This is a genomic window from Burkholderia sp. Ac-20345, from assembly GCF_017104825.1.
GTDB lineage: Bacteria > Pseudomonadota > Gammaproteobacteria > Burkholderiales > Burkholderiaceae > Burkholderia > Burkholderia lata_B.
Genome location: NZ_JAAGPO010000201.1, coordinates 1 through 18,051 on the forward strand (window position 1 = coordinate 1; position 18,051 = coordinate 18,051).

The 18,051-nt window shown below is 67.6% G+C and carries 16 protein-coding genes and 2 pseudogenes; 5 read left to right on the forward strand and 13 right to left on the reverse strand.

Annotation, left to right across the window (positions count from 1 at the left end; all coding sequences use genetic code 11):
* The first annotated feature begins 123 nt into the window (after positions 1–123).
* Both G3O06_RS39565 and G3O06_RS39570 read left to right on the forward strand, forming a co-directional pair.
* Positions 124–762 (forward strand): aldolase/citrate lyase family protein, encoded by a 639-nt coding sequence (locus G3O06_RS39565; protein WP_277403779.1) that lies wholly within the window; start codon positions 124–126, stop codon positions 760–762.
* Between the two features lie 120 nt (positions 763–882).
* Entirely contained in the window at positions 883–2,199 is a 1,317-nt protein-coding gene (locus G3O06_RS39570) for an MFS transporter (protein WP_205819343.1), read from the forward strand.
* Between the two features lie 46 nt (positions 2,200–2,245).
* Here the strand turns inward: G3O06_RS39570 and G3O06_RS39575 are convergent, their stop codons facing one another.
* Entirely contained in the window at positions 2,246–2,413 is a 168-nt protein-coding gene (locus G3O06_RS39575) for a hypothetical protein (protein ID WP_205819344.1), read from the reverse strand.
* A gap of 56 nt (positions 2,414–2,469) precedes the next feature.
* The gene (locus tag G3O06_RS39580) at positions 2,470–4,377 is read right to left on the reverse strand and encodes a DUF3857 and transglutaminase domain-containing protein (RefSeq protein WP_205819345.1); all 1,908 of its coding nucleotides are present in this window, start codon (positions 4,375–4,377) and stop codon (positions 2,470–2,472) included.
* Between the two features lie 342 nt (positions 4,378–4,719).
* Here G3O06_RS39580 and G3O06_RS39585 point away from each other — a divergent pair, with 342 nt between their 5' ends.
* From G3O06_RS39585 to G3O06_RS39595, 3 genes are all read left to right on the forward strand, one after another.
* Positions 4,720–4,905, forward strand: a complete 186-nt coding sequence (locus G3O06_RS39585) for a hypothetical protein (RefSeq protein WP_174968106.1) — start codon at positions 4,720–4,722, stop codon at positions 4,903–4,905.
* 141 nt (positions 4,906–5,046) lie between these two features.
* Entirely contained in the window at positions 5,047–5,256 is a 210-nt protein-coding gene (locus tag G3O06_RS39590) for a hypothetical protein (protein ID WP_241020471.1), read from the forward strand.
* 45 nt (positions 5,257–5,301) lie between these two features.
* Complete coding sequence (locus tag G3O06_RS39595; protein ID WP_174979232.1) at positions 5,302–5,460, forward strand: hypothetical protein; 159 nt, start codon at positions 5,302–5,304, stop codon at positions 5,458–5,460.
* Between the two features lie 62 nt (positions 5,461–5,522).
* Here G3O06_RS39595 and G3O06_RS39600 read toward each other — a convergent pair whose 3' ends face one another.
* The 11 genes and pseudogenes from G3O06_RS39600 to G3O06_RS39650 form a co-directional block, all read right to left on the reverse strand.
* The gene (locus G3O06_RS39600) at positions 5,523–7,493 is read right to left on the reverse strand and encodes an APC family permease (protein WP_205819347.1); all 1,971 of its coding nucleotides are present in this window, start codon (positions 7,491–7,493) and stop codon (positions 5,523–5,525) included.
* 195 nt (positions 7,494–7,688) lie between these two features.
* Positions 7,689–8,687 (reverse strand): annotated as a pseudogene (locus tag G3O06_RS39605) (glucokinase); the annotation flags it as partial.
* A gap of 39 nt (positions 8,688–8,726) precedes the next feature.
* On the reverse strand, positions 8,727–9,650 hold the full coding sequence (locus G3O06_RS39610) for an aldo/keto reductase (RefSeq protein WP_241020472.1): 924 nt from the start codon (positions 9,648–9,650) through the stop codon (positions 8,727–8,729).
* Between the two features lie 5 nt (positions 9,651–9,655).
* Positions 9,656–11,074, reverse strand: a complete 1,419-nt coding sequence (locus G3O06_RS39615; RefSeq protein ID WP_205819350.1) for a carbohydrate porin — start codon at positions 11,072–11,074, stop codon at positions 9,656–9,658.
* 148 nt (positions 11,075–11,222) lie between these two features.
* Positions 11,223–12,371 carry a Gfo/Idh/MocA family oxidoreductase gene (locus tag G3O06_RS39620; RefSeq protein WP_205819351.1) on the reverse strand — a complete coding sequence of 383 codons (1,149 nt, stop codon included), beginning with the start codon at positions 12,369–12,371 and terminating at the stop codon, positions 11,223–11,225.
* Positions 12,368–13,177 (reverse strand): ThuA domain-containing protein, encoded by an 810-nt coding sequence (locus tag G3O06_RS39625; protein ID WP_241020473.1) that lies wholly within the window; start codon positions 13,175–13,177, stop codon positions 12,368–12,370. Before G3O06_RS39625 ends, G3O06_RS39620 begins: the two co-directional genes overlap by 4 nt.
* Before the next feature lie 91 nt (positions 13,178–13,268).
* Positions 13,269–14,405 (reverse strand): sn-glycerol-3-phosphate ABC transporter ATP-binding protein UgpC, encoded by a 1,137-nt coding sequence (ugpC, locus tag G3O06_RS39630; protein ID WP_205819352.1) that lies wholly within the window; start codon positions 14,403–14,405, stop codon positions 13,269–13,271.
* Between the two features lie 35 nt (positions 14,406–14,440).
* On the reverse strand, positions 14,441–15,271 hold the full coding sequence (locus tag G3O06_RS39635) for a carbohydrate ABC transporter permease (protein WP_205819353.1): 831 nt from the start codon (positions 15,269–15,271) through the stop codon (positions 14,441–14,443).
* 1 nt (position 15,272) lies between these two features.
* Complete coding sequence (locus tag G3O06_RS39640; RefSeq protein WP_241020474.1) at positions 15,273–16,229, reverse strand: sugar ABC transporter permease; 957 nt, start codon at positions 16,227–16,229, stop codon at positions 15,273–15,275.
* 68 nt (positions 16,230–16,297) lie between these two features.
* On the reverse strand, positions 16,298–17,575 hold the full coding sequence (locus tag G3O06_RS39645; RefSeq protein WP_205819354.1) for an ABC transporter substrate-binding protein: 1,278 nt from the start codon (positions 17,573–17,575) through the stop codon (positions 16,298–16,300).
* A gap of 157 nt (positions 17,576–17,732) precedes the next feature.
* Positions 17,733–18,051 (reverse strand): annotated as a pseudogene (locus G3O06_RS39650) (hypothetical protein); the annotation flags it as partial.

Below are 18,051 nucleotides of genomic sequence, written 5' to 3' on the forward strand. Positions count from 1 at the left end.
GCCGGCGGCCCGCTCGGCAGTCAGGCCTTCACGCATTTGTGCGATTCCGTCCAGAAGGCGATCCCGTTCGGTCAGGGCCCAGCCCCGGACAATTGTTCCCCGCGCGCGCCAGTATAAGAATCCCTGCCGCATGCGGAAACGCCGGCGCAGCTCGCGCGGCTCGCCGACGTGTTGACCGCACTCGAAGCGCGATACGGCATGCCGGCCGGCTCGACCGAGATCGTGCCGACGATCGAGTCGGCTCGCGGACTCGTGCACGTCGGCGCGATGCTCGCCGCGAGCCCGCGCATCCGACACGCGATGCTGGCGGTCGAAGATCTCGCCGCGAGCCTCGGCGCGCGCCGCACGCGTGACGGCCTGGAACTGCTTCATGCGCGCAGCCGCTTCCTGATCGAATGCATCGCGGCCGGCTGCGGGCCGATCGACCTGCCGTGCACCTACCTCGCAGCGGACGTCCTCGCGCACGATCTCGACACGTCGACCGGGCTCGGCTTCCGGTCGAAATGCGCGGTATTCGCCGTGCACGTGGACGCGATCAACCGGGCGCTGACGCCGTCCGACGCAGACGCGCACGCGGCGCGTGCGCTGCTGGACGCCTATCGCGCGCAATCGGCATCCGGCCACGCCGCCGCACCCGGGCGCATCGATGCGCCCGACGCGAACAATGCGCGCCGGCTGCTCGAACGCCATGCGCAATGCCGGCGCGTTGCCGACGAGCACGCACGGGCGGCGAGCATAAACGCCGCTAATGTTCGGGATTAAAAAACAGAATTTTACGCACGCATATCGGCGACGGATAAACCGCATTGCGGCACGCCAGGGCCACGCGCGACTTGCCGCCGCGGTGCGGCCGGCTCCCCCATACGAACGACAGGACAGCCCATGTCTCAACCTGCTTCCCAAACGCATCAACCCGTGCGCGCCGCCACCGCGGCGTTCATCGGCACGGCCGTCGAGTTCTACGACTACTACACGTACGCGACCGCCGCCGCGCTCGTGCTCGGCGAGGTGTTCTTTCCGAGCAGCAATCACTTCCTGAGCACCATGGCGTCGTTCGGCACCTTTTTCGTCGGCTTCGTCGCGCGGCCGCTGAGCGGCGCCGTGTTCGGCCACCTCGGCGACCGCATCGGCCGCAAGAAAATGCTCGTGCTGACCATGTTCCTGATGGGGATCGCGACAACCGGCATCGGCCTGCTGCCCGGCTACGCGACGATCGGCATCTGGGCGCCGATCCTGCTGGTGCTGCTGCGGATCCTGCAGGGCATCGCGGTCGGCGGCGAATGGGGTGGCGCCGTGCTGATGGCCAGCGAACACGCACCGGCCGGCCGCAAGACCTTCTTCGCGTCGTTCCCGCAAATGGGCAGCCCCGCCGGACTGATCCTTTCGTTGCTCGCGTTCCGCTTCGTCACGTCGCTCGACCACGAGAGCTTCGTCAGCTGGGGCTGGCGCTTGCCGTTCCTCGCGAGCTTCGTACTGCTGCTCATCGGGATGGTCATCCGGCTCGGCGTGAAGGAATCGCCCGAATTCGAGCGCGTGCGCGATACCAACGCGGTGGCGAAGTACCCCGTCGCCGAAGTGCTGCGCACGGCGTGGGCGCCGATCCTGCTCGCCGCCGCGGCGACGACGATCGGCTCGGCCGGATTCTTCTTCACGAACACGTTCATGATTTCGTACGTGACGACCTACCTCGGCATGTCCAAGTCGTTCATTCTCGACTGCCTGTTCGTCGTCACCGTGATCCAGCTGCTGTCGCAGCCCGTCTCCGCGCTGCTCGCGCAACGGTTCGGCGAAACGCGCTTCCTCACCTGGGCGGCCGTGCTGTCGATGCTGACACCCTATCCGATGTTCCTGCTCGTTCAGACCCAGAACCCCGTCGCGATCGTTGCCGGCATTTCGTTCGCGGTCGTCACGCTGTCGGCGATCTACGCGGTCATCGCCGGCTTCATGACACCGGCGTTTCCGACACGCGTCCGCTATTCCGGCATCTCGATCGCGTACCAGCTGTGCGCGATGGTCGCCGGCGGCACGACGCCGCTGATCGGCACGATGCTCGCGCAGCAGTTTCGCGGACAATGGCTGCCCCTCGCGGCGTTCTTCACGCTGCTGTCGTTCGTCTCCCTCGTCGGTATCGTCGGGCTCGGGCGGTATTGTCAGCGTCAGCGCGCGGCCGTTCGCGGAACGCTGGCGACCAGCCCGTGACACCGGACCGGTGCGCGACGGGCGCGTAACGCATGAATCCGCCCGCTCAGTCTCCGCCCGTATCCAGCCGGTCGACCAGCGCCGTCGCGCACTGCACGGCAAGCGCCGCGCACTGCGCCGCATCCACGACCGCACCGCTCGCCACGGTGCCCTGCACGATCCGGCCCAGCAATTCCTTCGAGAGATCGGCGATCTCGTGATCTCGTTCCGTCATGATGTCTCTCCTGCGCGTCGACCAATGGCGTCGACGTACTCACTTCCCCTGCCCGTTCAACGCCCTTTCGCCCGCACGACGATCTGCGCCTGCGTGTCGCGTTCGATGCGTTCGAGCGACGTGCGCAGCGCCGTGAATTCGTCCGGCGTACACACCTGACGGCCGAAATCCGCCGTCATCCGCCGCGTGACCTGCACGACCCGCGCGCTTGCATCGAATACGTAGTGCGACGTGAAATCGACGAAGCGGTCGTGCACGGCCGTATCGGCCGGCAGGTCGGTCATCGCGACGTCGGCCGGCAGTGCGATCTGGCCGGTCTCGTCGAACGTGCCGCCGATGCAGCCCCACGGCTGCGTGCGCACGGGTTCGGCGAGCCAGCTCTCGACCTGCGTCGCGATGCCGCCCGTCAGGCTCGACAGCGCGGGCAACGCGGTCGTGCCGTCGGGCCACACGAAATGATCGAGCGTGCCCGACATCGTCACGTCGAACGGCCCGTCGGTCACGCGCCGGTCGCTGGTCGACAGTTGCGCACGGCCGCGCAAGCCGCTTTGCCGCAGACGGTTGTTCGCGAGCTGCGCGATGACGTCGGGCGTTGCGCGGCGAAACAGGTTGCGTTCGAGTTCGGCCGTCCAGCCGTCGTCTTCGATGTACGCATGAAAACGCGTGGCGCCCGGCCCGGCCGCATCGATCTCGACCCGCGCGATGCGGCCGCGCGGCTGCGTGGCCGGCGTGCGCGACAGCACGCCCGTGTCGACGAGCAGCGCGGGACGGTCCATCACGATCGGCGGCAGGTAGCCGAACGCGATGCCGGCCGTCGTCGTGTCCGCAAAGCGTTCGAGATCGGGCAGCCACGTGATCGCGTGGTTGATCGCCCCGCCGCCGTAACCGGGCACCGACGGCAGCGTGTAGACGGCCCCGAGATTGAGCAGCACCGGTTCGCTGCGGATGCCGACCGCCGCGAGCAGCGCGCCGAACAGCGCGACATGATCCTTGCAGTCGCCGTAGCGGTTGCGCAGGATGTCCGTGACGCGATGCGGCGCGGCGGCCGTTTCGCCGAGAAACAGCCCGACGTAGCGGATGTTCGCCTGCACCCAGTCGTACAGGATGCGCGCCTTGTCGCGCGGATCGGCGGCGCCCGCGGTGAGCGTGCGCGCCAGTTGCGCGACGGCCGGATCGTCCGCGCCCGGATCGGCCGCCGCGTTGCGGTAACGCGCGGCGAACGCCGCGTAGTCGGGCAGCGTCGACACGACGAGCCGGTCGCCGTAGGTCGCGTAGCCGACCGCGCCGCTCTCGATGCGGTCGTACGGGCCGTGCCGATAGTCGAACTCGTAGCGCGTGCGGCCGTTCGCGGTGACCGGCGGCAGCGCGACGTAGCCGCGCGCATCCGCGTACAGCGGCATGTCGGCCGGCACGTCGAAGATCAGCCGCTGGCTGCCGACCGGCTCGCGCGACGGCTCGACCGTATAGCCGAAGTAGCCGCGGTTGACCGGCTTCGTGCGGGTCTTGCGGAACGCCACGCGCGTGCTCGACCCGGCTTCGACGCCGGGAAACACGACGGTACGCAACAGCCCGTCCTGGAACGTCGGCGCGCCGGCCGAGCGCGGTTCCTGCACGTCGCGGATGGCGTCCGCGCCGACCGGATGCGCGACGCCGTCGCGGTCGATCGTCTCGGCCGCGAGCAGGTCCACCTTCTCGAGATTCTTGTCGAACCACACGTAGCGCTGCGCGACCGCGTCGATGCCGTTCGCGTCGTTCGCGCGCAGCGTCGAATCGTCATGCTCGTCGAGCGAACCATCATGCTGGATCACGAATTCGTGGACGTCGCTCACGAGCGTGACGGGTGCGTCGCCGCCCGTGTCGAGTGCGTTGCCTGTGCCGCGCACATCGGCCATGGCGACGCCGGCGCCGAGCGCGATCGCGCAGGCGAGCAGGCGACCTGTCCATCGGGAAGGAAAAAGCACCACGTCGAAGCTCTCCGCGCGTTCGTTGCCGGGCACCAGGGCCGCGCGCCGGCGCGGACGGTTCGATCCGCATGACGCGCACATGACGGCTCGCGCGCCGCATGCCCGTCGTGCAAACCAGTGTGGGTGACGTGCCCGCGAGCGTCAAGCCACGCGGCGGCGAGCCCGCCAGGCTCGCATCGTCGGCTTCGCCACGCCGGCACGCCCCCGTACATCCCGTCCCGGGCGAGAGCGCTTTTTTGCATCAAGTCGCGACATATACTTAAGGCAGATCATCCATGCGCGCGACGTCGACGGAATGACGCTCCGCCGAACGCGACACGCCGACGTGGGGAAGGAGGCATCATGGCGGTCATCAATAGCGACTTCGAAATGGGGTACCTCGTGATCGCGTTCACGCTGCTGGGCCTGGTCCTGTTCGGCGCACTGCTGACCGCGCTGCATCTACGGTGGCATCCGAGACTGGTCGGCGCCGCGCTCGGCGCGCTGCTCGGCATCGCGCTGATCGAAGCGATACCGATGCTGACGTGAACACGGCCCGGCGCCCATTCGTCCGATCAAGCGCGTGCGGGGTCGGAACGACCGGCGCCTGCCGCGAAGGCCGTCGTGGCTTCGCCGCTTTGCCTGACCTGTCGCCGGGGCGGAATTCGCTTGGTCGGGCTCGCCGCCCCTGTGGCCGATAAAAGGCCCGAACTCGGCGCGATCTACAAGCCGCTCGCCGTCGTGGTCCGGCACCGTGCCGGCGGATGCCACGAAGCGCACCTGCTCGCCCCGAAGCATCGCGTGTTCCGCAACGACGCGGACGCGGTCAGGATCTCGATCGCGCTGGCCACGCGCTTCATCGACACGCTGCTCGCCGGCGCGTTCATGCCCACCGGCTGAAGGCCGGCCGCGGCGCCTTTCGTCCCTCGTCATGCAGGAGGCGACATGGAAAACGGAATCGTCCCAATCCTCGTGCTGCTCGCGCTGCTCGTGTTCGCGGTGCTGTTCTTCACGGCCGGGCGCGGCCGCGACCGCACGCGCGACAAGCTGCTGCGCCGGCCCGCGCGACGCTCGTCACGCTCGCATACGCATCGTCATCCGTAAGCGCGTCATCACATCGCGCAACAAAATTCGGCCGGCGGCCGCGCGTCGCACGACGCGCACCGCTACCCGACATTCATCGGCAACAGCACCATCTGCTTGCCCTCGACGTGCAGGCGCGCCTGCAGCTCGACGGGCGTCTGGTTGTGCAGCCAGGCCGTGAGGAAATTCACGCGCCGGAAGATCAGCTTGCTCGCGAAGCACACCGAGTTCGGATACTCGTCGAGCGTCGACGACGCGAGGTTCATGAATTCGACGACGGGATTCGTGCCGAACGCGATCCGGTAGTCGGCCGCGATGCCGTTGCGGCGGCAGTGCGCGACATAGTAGTCGAGCGATTCGGTGATCGCATGACGCAGCCGTTCGAGATGTTCGTGGCCGTCGTATGCCTTCGCATCGACTTCGCCGACCGCGAGGAAGATCACGTTGCGGAAATGCCCGGGAAACAGCCGGTTGACCCACAGCAGCGCGTGCATGCTCGCGCCGCGGTGCTTGCCGACCAGCAGCACGGCCGTCGGCTGCAACGGATCGGGCTTGCCCGGCGCGGTCGCCTCGTCGACTTCGGGCGTCTTCCCCGAGAACAGCGCGTCTTCCTTCGCGAGCTGCGCACGCGTATAGGCGTAGTGCCGGTTGATCATGAAGCACAGCGCGATCACCGCGCTCGTCACGAGCACCGTGAGCCAGCCGCCTGCCGTGAACTTCTCGACCAGCGTGATGACGAGCACGGTCGCCGTCACGCTCAGCCCGAGCGCCGACAGGAAGAAATGCTTGAACCAGCCCTGCTCGCTGCGATGGCGCCACCAGTACGTGCACAGCCCGAGCAGCGACAGGCTGAACGTGAGGAACACGTTGATGCTGTACAGCACGACGAGCACGTCGACGCTGCCGTGTGTCCACAAGAGGATCAGCAGGCTCGACAGCCCGACGACGATGATCCCGTTCTGCCGCACGAGGCGCCCCGACAGGTCGCGGAAATGGCGCGGCACCCACGAATCCGACGCCATGTTCGACAGCACGGCCGGGCCGTCGAGGAAGCCGGTCTGCGCGCCGACCATCAGCAGTCCGGCCTCGAACGCGAGCACGGCCGCGAGCAATGCGTGGCGCGCGAACGCCGAGCCGAGCCCGAGATGGTCGATCACGCTGCCGAACACGACCGCGTTGAGCGTCTGGCCTTCGACGGGCCGCGCGTGCCACAGCATGTACAGCAGGATGATGCCGCCGGCCGTGAACGCGAGCGACGTCGACATGTACCACATCGTCACCTTGCCGTTCGGCACGCGCGGGTCCGCCAGCATGTTCACGTTGTTCGACACGGCCTCGAGGCCCGTGTAGGTGCCGCCGCCGAGCGAGAACGCGCGCATCAGCAGCGCGAGCATCACGAATACGCCGAGCGACTGCGACATCCCGTGTGCCTCGTGCACGGCGTCGGGCACGATCATCGCGAGGTTGCTGCCGTGCGCGGCAATGCCGTACACGATCAGCGCGAAGTGCAGGATCACGAAGCCGATGAAGATCGGCAGCAGCACCATGATCGATTCGCGCATCCCGCGGAAATTGAGCCCCGTCATCAGCAGGATCAGCACGATCTCGGTCGTGAGCTTGAACGCCTGCGCGCTCACCGGCAGCAGGCTGAAGAATGCGTCGACGCCGCTCGCGAGCGACGTCGCGACGGTCAGCACGTAGTCGACCAACAGCGCCGCGCCGGATACCAGCCCCGGCTTCGACCCGAGCAGCGACGTCGCGACGCGGTAGCCGCCGCCGCCCGTCGGGAACAGCTCGATCACCTGGTTGTAGCCGAGCGCGATGATGAACACGGTCGCCGCCGTCGCGAGCGCGAGGAACAGCGCGAGCGGCGTGTGATGCGCCAGCGCGAGAAACGCTTCTTCCGGGCCGTAGCATGACGACGACAGCCCGTCGGCGCCGAGCCCGACCCAGGCCAGCAGCGGCGTCACGGCGATCGCATGGCGCGTGCGTGGATCGAGCGGATCGAGCGGCTTTCCGACGAGCAATTGCCAGACCTTCTGGAACGTGGTCACGATTCCTCCGGAACGCACGACGCCTCGGCGACACTCCTCTAAAAATAAATGAGTTCCGGGACGACTTCCAGTCGGCGTATTCCATAGGGCAGCGGCGCGCGCGCCAGATTACTTTCAACATGCCGACGCCTTGCAAACAGTCGAACTACTGCCATGCAGGCCGGACTCGCGTCAGCCGGCCTCGCCCAACGCGCGGGCGAGCAGGCGCGACACGCCGGCGAAGGCCGGATGCGGCGCGGTGATCACGAAGGTCGGAATCTTCGCGAGATAACCGGCAAAGCGGCCCTTCGCCTCGAAACGGGCACGAAACGGCGACGCATCGAACAATGCACCGAGCCGCGGCACGACGCCCCCGCCGATATGGATGCCGCCGGTCGCGCCGAGCGTCAGCGCCAGATTGCCCGCAAACGTGCCGAGCATGCCGCAGAAGCAATCCAGGGTCGCCACGCAGCGGGCGTCGCCAGCAAGCGCACGGTCGATGATGGCGACCGTATCGGCCGCATCGACCCGCGGTGCGTCGCGGCCGTCGCGCGCGGCGAGCGCAGCGTGAATCACCGCGATGCCGGGGCCCGCGACCAGCCGCTCGAACGACACGTGCGGCCAGCGCGCCCGCGCGTACTGCAGCACGTCGGCCTCGCGTGCGTCGGCGGGCGCGAACGACACATGCCCGCCCTCGCCGGACACCGGCACCCATGCGTCGCCCGCGCGCACGAGCGCCGAAACGCCCAGCCCCGTACCGGCGCCGAGCACGCCGATCGTACCCGCGGGCGCCGCGCGTCCGCCGCCGACCTGCCGTCGTTGTCCCGCGGACAGATGCGGCACGGCCATCGCCAGCGCCGCGAAGTCGTTGAAGACGTGCAGCGTGTCGAACCCGAGCGCGCGACGCGTCGCATCGATCGAGAAGCGCCAGTCATGATTGGTCATGCTGACCATGTCGCCGTCCACGGGATTGGCGATCGCGATCGCCGCGTCCCGCACCCGCGCGCCGCCCGCGTCGCGCAGGAACGCGCGCACTGCGTCGTCCATCCCGGCATGGGCGCTGCATCGATAGACGCGCACGTCGCCGATCCCGCCGAGCGCCGTCTCCAGCGCGAAGCGCGCATGCGTGCCGCCGATGTCCGCCAGCAAGCGGGGTTCGCCGGCGCGCACGCCGCGCGGCGCGACCGGATAACCGTTGAGGGTCGCTTCGCTCATCCCATCTCCTGAATTGTCATCGTGTGTCGATTGCAACGGTCATGGCACCTCCACGCCGCGCGCCGCGCCCAACAGTTCGAACCAGTGCTCGCGCCCAAGCGCGATGCGGGTCGCCGCTACCGCTTCGCGCAGCGCCGCGATCCGGCTCGACCCGACGATCGGCAGCGGTCGGCACGGCAGCGCGAGCAGCCACGCGAACAGCACCGTCGTCGCGGACACGCCGAGCGCGTCGCCGATCCACGCCGCAGCCGCGCGCACGCGCGTCGCGGCGGGCGACGCCTCCGTCAACAGGCGTCCGCCCGCGAGCGGCGACCACAGCATCGGCGGACAGCGCCAGCGCTGCGCCTGGTCGAACGTGCCGTCGTCGAGCGGCGCGAGATGCAGCAGCGAGCATTCGACCTGGTTCGTCGCGAGCGACATACCGTGCGCCGCCATGCGGTCCTGCAGCAACGCAGCCTGCGCCGGCGTAAAGTTCGATACCCCGAATTCCCTCACCTTTCCGTCACGCCGGAGCGCGGCAAAGGTCGCGGCGACTTCATCGGCATCCATCAGCGGATCGGGGCGATGCAGCAGCAGCAGGTCGAGCCGGTCGGTGCGCAGCGCGCGCAGCGACTGCTCGACCGACGTGACGACATGCGCGGCGCGCGTGTCGTAATACTTGATCCCGTGCGCGGGCCGACGCGCGGATACGAGCCGGATCCCGCACTTCGTGACGATCTGCATCCGCTCGCGCAAGTGCGGCGCATCGGCCAGAACGTCGCCGAACAGGCCCTCGGCCGCGTAGTCGCCGTAGATGTCCGCGTGGTCGAAGCTCGTCACGCCGAGCTCCAGCGCCGCCTCGATCAGCGCACGCCGCTCGCGGGCCGACAACGCCCAGTCGCCGATCCGCCACATCCCGAACACGATGCGCGAGAACGGCTCGGCATCGGCACCCATCGATATCGTCGTACAGCGTTCCGTCATCGCGCTCACCACCACCATTCGACCTGCGCGCCGACCGTCGAACCCGTGCGCGACGTGCCGAAGATGCCCGTTGTCGACAGCGGATCTCCGGGCGCCGCCGCATCCTGCGCGGCCTGGTTCCAGCGCGCATAGGTGTAGAACACGCGGAATTCCGGTCGCGACCAGAACGAGCGGTCCATCGCGAGCGTCAGCGCGACGCTTGCCTTCAGCAGCGTGCGCGTCGGGCCGCCGGACGGCGTCACGCGATCGTGCCCGAGGTCGCCCTGCAGCTTGATGTGCTGCGTGAACGCGTACACCGGCCGCACGCCCATCGATATCCAGGTCTGCGACCCGCCCGACGGCGCGATGTCGCGCTGGTAGATGCCGACCACCTGTCCGCTGAAGTCGCGCGTCGCCTGCCAGTCGAACGCGTCGAGTACGCGGAAACTCTTGTAGCGGTTGTCGTTGGTCAGCGTTCCCGTGTAGCCGAGGCCCGTGCCCGGGCCGACGCCGTACTGGAACGCGAGCTTGTTCTTGCCGCCGAGCAGGTTGGTCTGCACGTGCTGTACCGTGAACGACCAGCCGCTGTGCGCGTCCTGCAGCACGCCGCTCGTGTTCAGCACCGGCGCGCGGGCCGGGATGTACGACAGCCCGAACTGCAGTTCGCCACCAGGGTTCGGGTGCACGCCCGACAGCTGCAGGTCGTGGCGCGTCGCGTAGTTGGGCTGGTCGATGTAGTCCTCGCGGAACAACGCATAGCTGAGCTTCAGGCTGCCGCCGATCGGCACGTTCTCGATGCCCGCGCCGAGGCCGCTCGGGTTCCAGTAATAGAAGTCGTTCATGTGGACGTCGTTGCGCCGGTAGTAGATGCGCCCGAACCAGATCCGCATGTCGTCGAGCCCCGGAAAGTTCGTGAGCTGCACGTACGATTGTGGCAGGCGCACGCGGCCGTGATCGCCGTTGAAGGTCGGCGTGCGATCGAGATCGTTCACGAGGCTCGCCATCCCCACCGCCGACAGCTGCATGCCGTTCGAGAACTTGTACAGCGTCTGGTCGATCTCCAGCTCGCTGTAGACCTGGCATTCGTTGCCGAGCCGGTATTTGCTCTGCGCGCCCGGCAACTGGAAGCAGGCCTGTGAATGACCATCGCTCGTGCCGACGCCGGCCCGCATATAGCCATGGAACTGCGTCCACGGCGTCAGCTGGTTCCAGGCCGACGACGGTGTCGGCGTCGCCACGTTGGCGGGGCTCGTGTCGGCCGGCACGACGCCGGTGGCCTGCGAAAGACCGCCCGGCGCGCTGTCGGCGGCGACCGTCGTTGCCGGTTCCGGCGCCGCATGCAGCGCGGCCGATGCGACGGCCAGAGAGAACGCGGCGGCGAGCCGCGTGAGCCTGAACGGGGTGCGTGCGGGACCGCGCGCGGCGCAGCCTGCTTCATCGATCATGAACGTGTCTCCAAACGTTGTCTGTGCGCCGCGTACGATGCGCGGCATCATCGAATAGGTGTGTGTGCTGTGTCGTCCGTCATGCTGCCGACGGGCCGGCGCGATGGACGATCCGCGCGCCGGCCCGGTGCGAAGTCAGCCCGCGGCTTCAGCCGGCGACGTCGAGGTCTACCATCGGTGACGCGTCGGCGGCCGCCGGTTCCGGCGCGTGAATGCGGATCGGCTCGCCCGCGGCCGCGCTCGCGTAGATCGCGTCGAGAATCTCCATCACGATCAGCCCTTCCTCACCGGGCGCGGGATGCGGGACGTCGCACAGAATCGCTTCCGCGTAGTCGTACATCGCGGAATGCGCGCCTTCCACGGGCGGATTCAGGCGCATGTCGAACTGCGCGCCGTTCTGCTCGATGAACACGTGCGCGTCAAACGTATAGCCCTCGTTCAGGTTCTTCTGCAACAGCCCGGCACGCGTGCCAAGGAGGCGGGTTTCCATCAGTTCCGCTTCCTGGATGTTGGTCGCCCACGATGCCTCGAGCGCGAGCGTCGCGCCATTGTCGAAGCGGATCAGTGCGGCCGCGAGATCCTCGACGTCGAACGTCTTGCCCGCACGCGCCGCCAGCTCGCGCGCGATCGGATCGTAGGTGCTGCCCATCACCCACACGGGTTTCGGATAGCCCATCAGCCACAGCGCGAGATCGAGACGATGCACGCCGAGATCGATCAGCGGCCCGCCGCCCGCCAGCGCCTTGGTACCGAACCAGCCGCCGAAGCCGGGCATCCCGCGCCGGCGATGCCAGACCGTCCGTCCGAAATAGAAGTCGCCGAACAGGCCGCTTTCGACCTGCGTCTTCAGCGCGCGCGACTGCGCGCTGAAGCGGTACGAGAAATTGATCATCAACCGCTTGCCGGAGCGCTGCGCGGCGATCAGCATTTCACGCCCCTCGTCCGCATTCAGCGCCATCGGCTTCTCGCACAGCACGTGGCAGCCGGCGTCGAACGCGGCAAGCGTCAGCTCACGATGGAACTTGTTCGGCGTGCAGACGCTGACGACGTCGAGCTGCTCGGCCGCGAACATCACGTCGGCCGATGCGTAGCGCGCGTCGATGCCGAACGCGTCGCCGACCTTCGCGAGCCGCTTCGCATCGGGGTCGGCAATCGCGACCACGTCGACGTCCGGATGCTCGCGCCAGCCTTCGATATGCTTGCTGCCGATCCCGAGCCCGATCACGCCGACACGCAGGCGCCGGCCGCGTGCAATCGCCGCCGCTTCCGGCAGCTCGACCTTGTAATCGTCGTTCATTCGAGGTCTCCCGCGCTTTGCTGGATGCCGACGTGCGCGAATTGCTGGCTCTTCTCGCTGAGTTTCTCGAGCGGCGGCGAGTTCGGACAGCAGTCGGCAAGGTTCACGCGCGGCGCGGCCCACTGCACCGCATTCGCGATCACGCGCTGCACGTTGCGATCGTGATAGGTCGGGTAGGCTTCGTGTCCGGGACGGAAGTAGAAGATCCGGCCGTGACCGCGCTCCCAGCAGCAGCCCGAACGGAACACCTCGCCGCCCTCGAACCACGAGATGAACACCGTGCTGTCCGGCTGCGGGATGTCGAAACGCTCGCCGTACATTTCCTCGTGCTGCAGCTCGAAGTACTCGCCGAGCCCGGCCGCGATCGGATGCGACGGTTCGACGACCCACAGCCGTTCCTTCTCGGCTGCCTCACGCCACTTCAGCGAACAGTTCGTGCCGAGCAGACGACGGAAGATCTTCGAGAAGTGCCCGGAATGCAGCACGATCAGGCCCATCCCTTCGAGCACGCGGCGCTGCACGCGCTCGACGATCTCGTCGGAGACCTTCGCGTGAGCCTTGTGCCCCCACCAGATCAGCACGTCGCAGGCGGCGAGCCGCGCTTCGCTGAGGCCGTGCTCGGGCTGGTCGAGCGTCGCGGTGCCGATCTCGAGCGGCAACGCACCGTGGCCAAGCGCCGGCGTCTCGGCGAGCGCGCTGGCGATCACCCGGTGCAGGCCGTCGGGATAGATCGCGCGCACGCCCGCGTTTTCCCGTTCGTGCTCGAACTCGTTCCATACGATCACTGAAATCTTCTTGTTTAGCATGACTATCCTTTATCGATGATTTGGCGCCAATTCGACAGCGGCCATGCGCCGTGGCCGCCTGAAACCTTTGACTGGATGCGCCGCGCGCCGCTCAGGCGATCGCGAGCGCCGGTGCGGCAGGCTCGCGCGGCGTGCGTATCGCCGCGCGTCCGTCCGGATGAAACAGATGCAGCGCGCCGGCCGGCAGATCGACGCGCAGGCGCTCGCCCACCCGCGCGCCGGCGGCATCGGTCTTTGCAACGATCGGCTGGTCGCACAGCGGCGTGTCGAGATACAGATAGGTGTGTTCGCCCATCTGCTCCACGTGCGCGACCTGGCCCGTCACGGCACCGGTGCCGACCCGCACGTGTTCGGGGCGGATGCCGAGGGTCACGCCCGCGCCCGTTTCGAGACCGTCGCCGGACACGTCGGCGCCAAGCGGATGGTCGCGGACCAGCACGCGAACCTCGTCGCTGCCGGCCGCCGCGACGCTTGCCGGCAGGAAGTTCATCGCGGGCGAGCCGATGAAACCGGCGACGAACTGGCTCGCCGGGCGGTGATACAGATCGAGCGGCGTGCCGATCTGCGCGACGCTTGCGATCCCGCTGCGCCCTTCGAGCGGGCGCAGCAGCACGATCTTGTCGGCGAGCGTCATCGCCTCGACCTGGTCGTGCGTCACGTAGATCATGCTGGTGCTGTCGAGGCTGCGGTGCAGCTTCGCGATCTCGACGCGCGTCTTCACGCGCAGTGCCGCATCGAGGTTCGACAGCGGCTCGTCGAACAGGAATACTTTCGGCTTGCGGACGATCGCGCGGCCGATCGCGACACGCTGCCGCTGGCCGCCGGACAGTGCGCCGGGCTTGCGTTCGAGCAGCTCGCCGAGGCGCAGCGACTCGGAAGCGAGCCGCACCCGCCGGTCGATCTCGTCCTTCGGCAAGCGCAGATGACGCAGGCCGAACGCCATATTTTCGTAGACGGACATGTGCGGATAGAGCGCATAGCTCTGGAACACCATCGCGATGTCGCGCTGCGCGGGCGCAAACGTGTTGACGCAGCGGCCGTCGATCCACACGTCGCCCTCGCTCTGCTCCTCGAGGCCGGCGACGATCCGCAGCAACGTCGATTTGCCGCAGCCCGACGGGCCGATGAAGACACAGAACTCGCCCGGCTCGACCGTGAGATTCACGTCGCTGAGGATGGGAGTCGTGCCGAACTGCTTGCGAAGACCGCTCAACTTGATCTGACTCATGGTTTCCCTCTTGTTCCTGTTCGGGCCGATACGCGTCAACCCTTGACCGCACCGGCAGTCAGGCCGGAGACGATTTGCCGCTGAAACACCAGCACCAGCAGCACGAGCGGCACGGTGACGATGACCGACGCGGCCATGATGGTTCCCCACGGCAACTCGTAACTGCTCGCGCCCGAGATCATCGTGATCGCGACGGGCACCGTGCGCTGGCCCGACGAGATCATGAAGGTCAGCGCGAACAGGAACTCGTTCCAGGCCGACACGAACGCGAGCAGCGACGTCGCGGCCAGCGCCGGCCGCAGCAGCGGCATGAAGATCCGGAAGATCAGCGTGAACACGCCGACGCCGTCGACGAGTGCCGCCTCCTCCAGCTCGCGCGGCAGCTCGCGCATGAACGTGACGAGAATCCAGATCGTGAACGGCAGCGTGAAGATCAGATCGGACAGCACGAGCGCGCCGAGGTGGTCGTACAGGCCAAGCGCGCGGACCAGCTCGAACAGACCCGACAGGATCGCGACCTGCGGAAACATCGACACGCCGAGAATGCACATCATCAGCACGCCGCGTCCGCGGAACGACACGCGGCCGAGCGCATACGCGGCAAGCACCGACACGGCGAGCGACAACGCGACCGCCCCGCCCGCGACGAGCGCCGAATTCAGCAGGTACGCGCCGAACGGCTGGTCGCGGAACAGCTGGCGATAGTTGTCGAGCGACGGGCTTGCCGGGAAGAGCGATGTATCGAACAGCGCGTCGCCGTGCTTGATCGACGTGCCGATCATGTAGACGAACGGGAACAACGCGATCACCAGCACGAGCGCCGACAGCAGCCCGTGAATCGCCCGGTCGAGCGGATGCTTCTTCATGTCATGCCTCCTGCATCCGGCGGCGGCTGATTGCCATGTAGCCGATGGTGAACAGCACGATCGTGGCGAACAGCAACATCGCCGACGCCGACCCGAACCCGACCTGCTGGAAATCGATCAGTTGTTCGCGCACATAGATCGACATGCTTTTCGTGATCCGGCTGTTCGACGTCATCACGTAGATCAGGTCGAACACGCGCAACGCATCGAGCGAGCGGAAGATCATCGCGACCAGCACGCCGGGCAGGATCAGCGGCAGCGTCACCGAGCGGAACACGCGCCAGCGCGGCACGCCGTCGACACGCGCGGCCTCGTAGCAATCGCGCGGCACGGTCTGCAGTGCGGCGAGCATCAGCAGCGCCATGAAGGGCGTGGTCTTCCACACGTCGACGAGCACGATGGTCGGGAAGACGAGGTGTGCATCGGCGGTAAACGCGAGCGGTTCATGGATCGCGCCGATCGACATCAGCATCGCGTTGACGATCCCGAACTGGTCGTTGAGCATCCAGCTCCAGATCTTCGCCGACACGACCGTCGGGATCGCCCACGGCACCAGCACGGCCGCGCGCAGCAGCGTCCGCAGCCGCGACGGTACGTCCAGCAACAACGCGACGCCGAGACCGGTGCCAGTCTCGAGCACCACCGACACGACGGCGAACAGCACGGTATTGCCGACGGCCTGCCACCAGGCCGGGTCGCGCAGCACGCCCGCTGCGCCGAGATAGTTGTCGAGGCCGACGAAATGACGCTGCGACAGGTCGGACAGTTGCGCGTCGGTCAGGCTGAACCACGCCGTGCACAGCAGCGGCCAGCCGGCGATTGCCGCCAGCGTGAGCAGCGCGGGCGCCACCAGCAGCCAAGCCTGGCGCCGGCGCGCGCGGGCAAGCCCGGCACGGGCACGGACGGGTGTCCGCACGAATGCAGGAGTGCTACTTATTTCGATGCTTCCGGTTCTCATTCGATGTCTCCCGTCAGGCCGGCGCCCTGCGGAGGCCGGCCCGATCGATCAATCGCGCTCCGCGGCGCTCAGTGCCAGCTGCCGCCCGGCGCGAGCCGGTTGAGCGTGGCGGCGAGCCGCGCGAGCGCACCCGATGCGGTGTCGCTGCCGGCAAGCACGTCGTGTGCTGCATTCCAGAACTGGTTGCTGACCTGGTTGTACTTCGCGCCGGTCACGGTCGACGGCCGCGCGACCGCCGTGCTGAAGGTCGGCAGCAGATCGGCCACGAACGGGTTGGCCTGCAGGATGTCCTTGTCCCGGTAGAGCGCCGGCATCGTCGGGTTGTACGACCCCTGGATCGCGCGCATCTTCTGCACGTCCGCGCTCGCCATGTACATCACGAGATCGGCGGCCAGTTTCGGGTTCGGCGAGTAGCGCGACACGGCGAGCTGCCATCCGCCCAGCGCGGCGGCCGGGCGGCCGTCGGCGCCGCCCTTCGGCAGCGGCGCAATGCCGACCTTGCCCTTGATCGGGCTGCCTGCCCGATTCGCGATCGCCCATGCATACGGCCAGTTGCGCATGAACACGGCGTTGCCGGCCTGGAACACGCCGCGGGCCTCCTCTTCGCCGTAGTTCAGCACGGCCTTCGGGCTGATCGTGCCGACCCATTTCGCCGACTGCTCCAGCGCCTTGATCGCGCCCGGATTGTCGATCGTCACGCGGCCCTTGTCGTCGACCACCGTGCCGCCGTTGTAGCTGCTGATCCATTCGAGCGCATCGCAGGTCAGCCCTTCGTACGCGCGCCCTTGCCACACGTAGCCCCAGACCTTCTCGTTGCCGGCGGCACGCTCGCCCGACTGGACCTTGCGCGCGGTGGCATCGAGCTCCTCCCACGTGGCGGGCACTTTCACGCGGTACTTGTCGAGCAGGTCCTTGCGGTAGTAAAGCAGCCCGGTATCGATGAACCACGGCATCGCGACCAGCTTGCCGTTCACCGTATCGTTCGCGACGATGCTCGGGAACGACTGGCTTTCCAGTCCCTTGCTGTACGGTTTCAGGTCGATCAGGTGGTTCGCGAGGATGCCCGGCCAGACCGTATCGATCTGCATCACGTCGATCTTGTCCGAGCCGCCGCCGAGCAACTGCTGATAAAGCGCCAGCGTTTCGCTCGAGTTATTGGGCATGCTGATGAACTCGACCACGTTGCCGGTCTTCTCGGCCCACCGCTTCGCCGAGACCTGGCATATGTCCTGGTCGACGCCGGCTGCGCCGCATGCGATCCGCAGCGTCGCCGCGCCGGCGCTGGTGGCCGTGGCGGCCGTCATCGCGAGCGCCATCGTCAGCAAGCTTGCCTTGAGCTTCATCATTGGGTGTCTCCAGTTTTTTTCGAATCGTTCGAATCGTGCGCCGCGGTGTCGCGAGCGCGTCGCCGGGTGCCGTGGGTCTATGAGACTCCAGTCCGGTTAATCGAAAATTTCGGAAACGCGCCGCGCCATTAACAATCGAAACAATCGCTGTCGCGCATCAGCCCAGCAACGCGGCGAGCGCCGCCAGATCGAACGGCTTCGGCACGAACGGCAGGTCCCCGCGCCAGTCGGGATGGGTCTGATGAATCTCGGGCGGCAGGCCCGAGGTAAGCGCGACGCGCTGCGCCGGCCAGCGCTCGGCGAGCCGCGCCGCGAACGCGATGCCGCTTCCGCCCGCGCCGAGCGAGATGTCCGACAGCACGAGCGTGACGGGACCGTGCTCGGCCAGCCAGCGCAATGCCGCGTCGCCGGTCGCCACCGCGTCGGCCTGCGCGCCCGCGCGTAGGGAAAGAGTGGGTACTAGTGGATATGTGTGT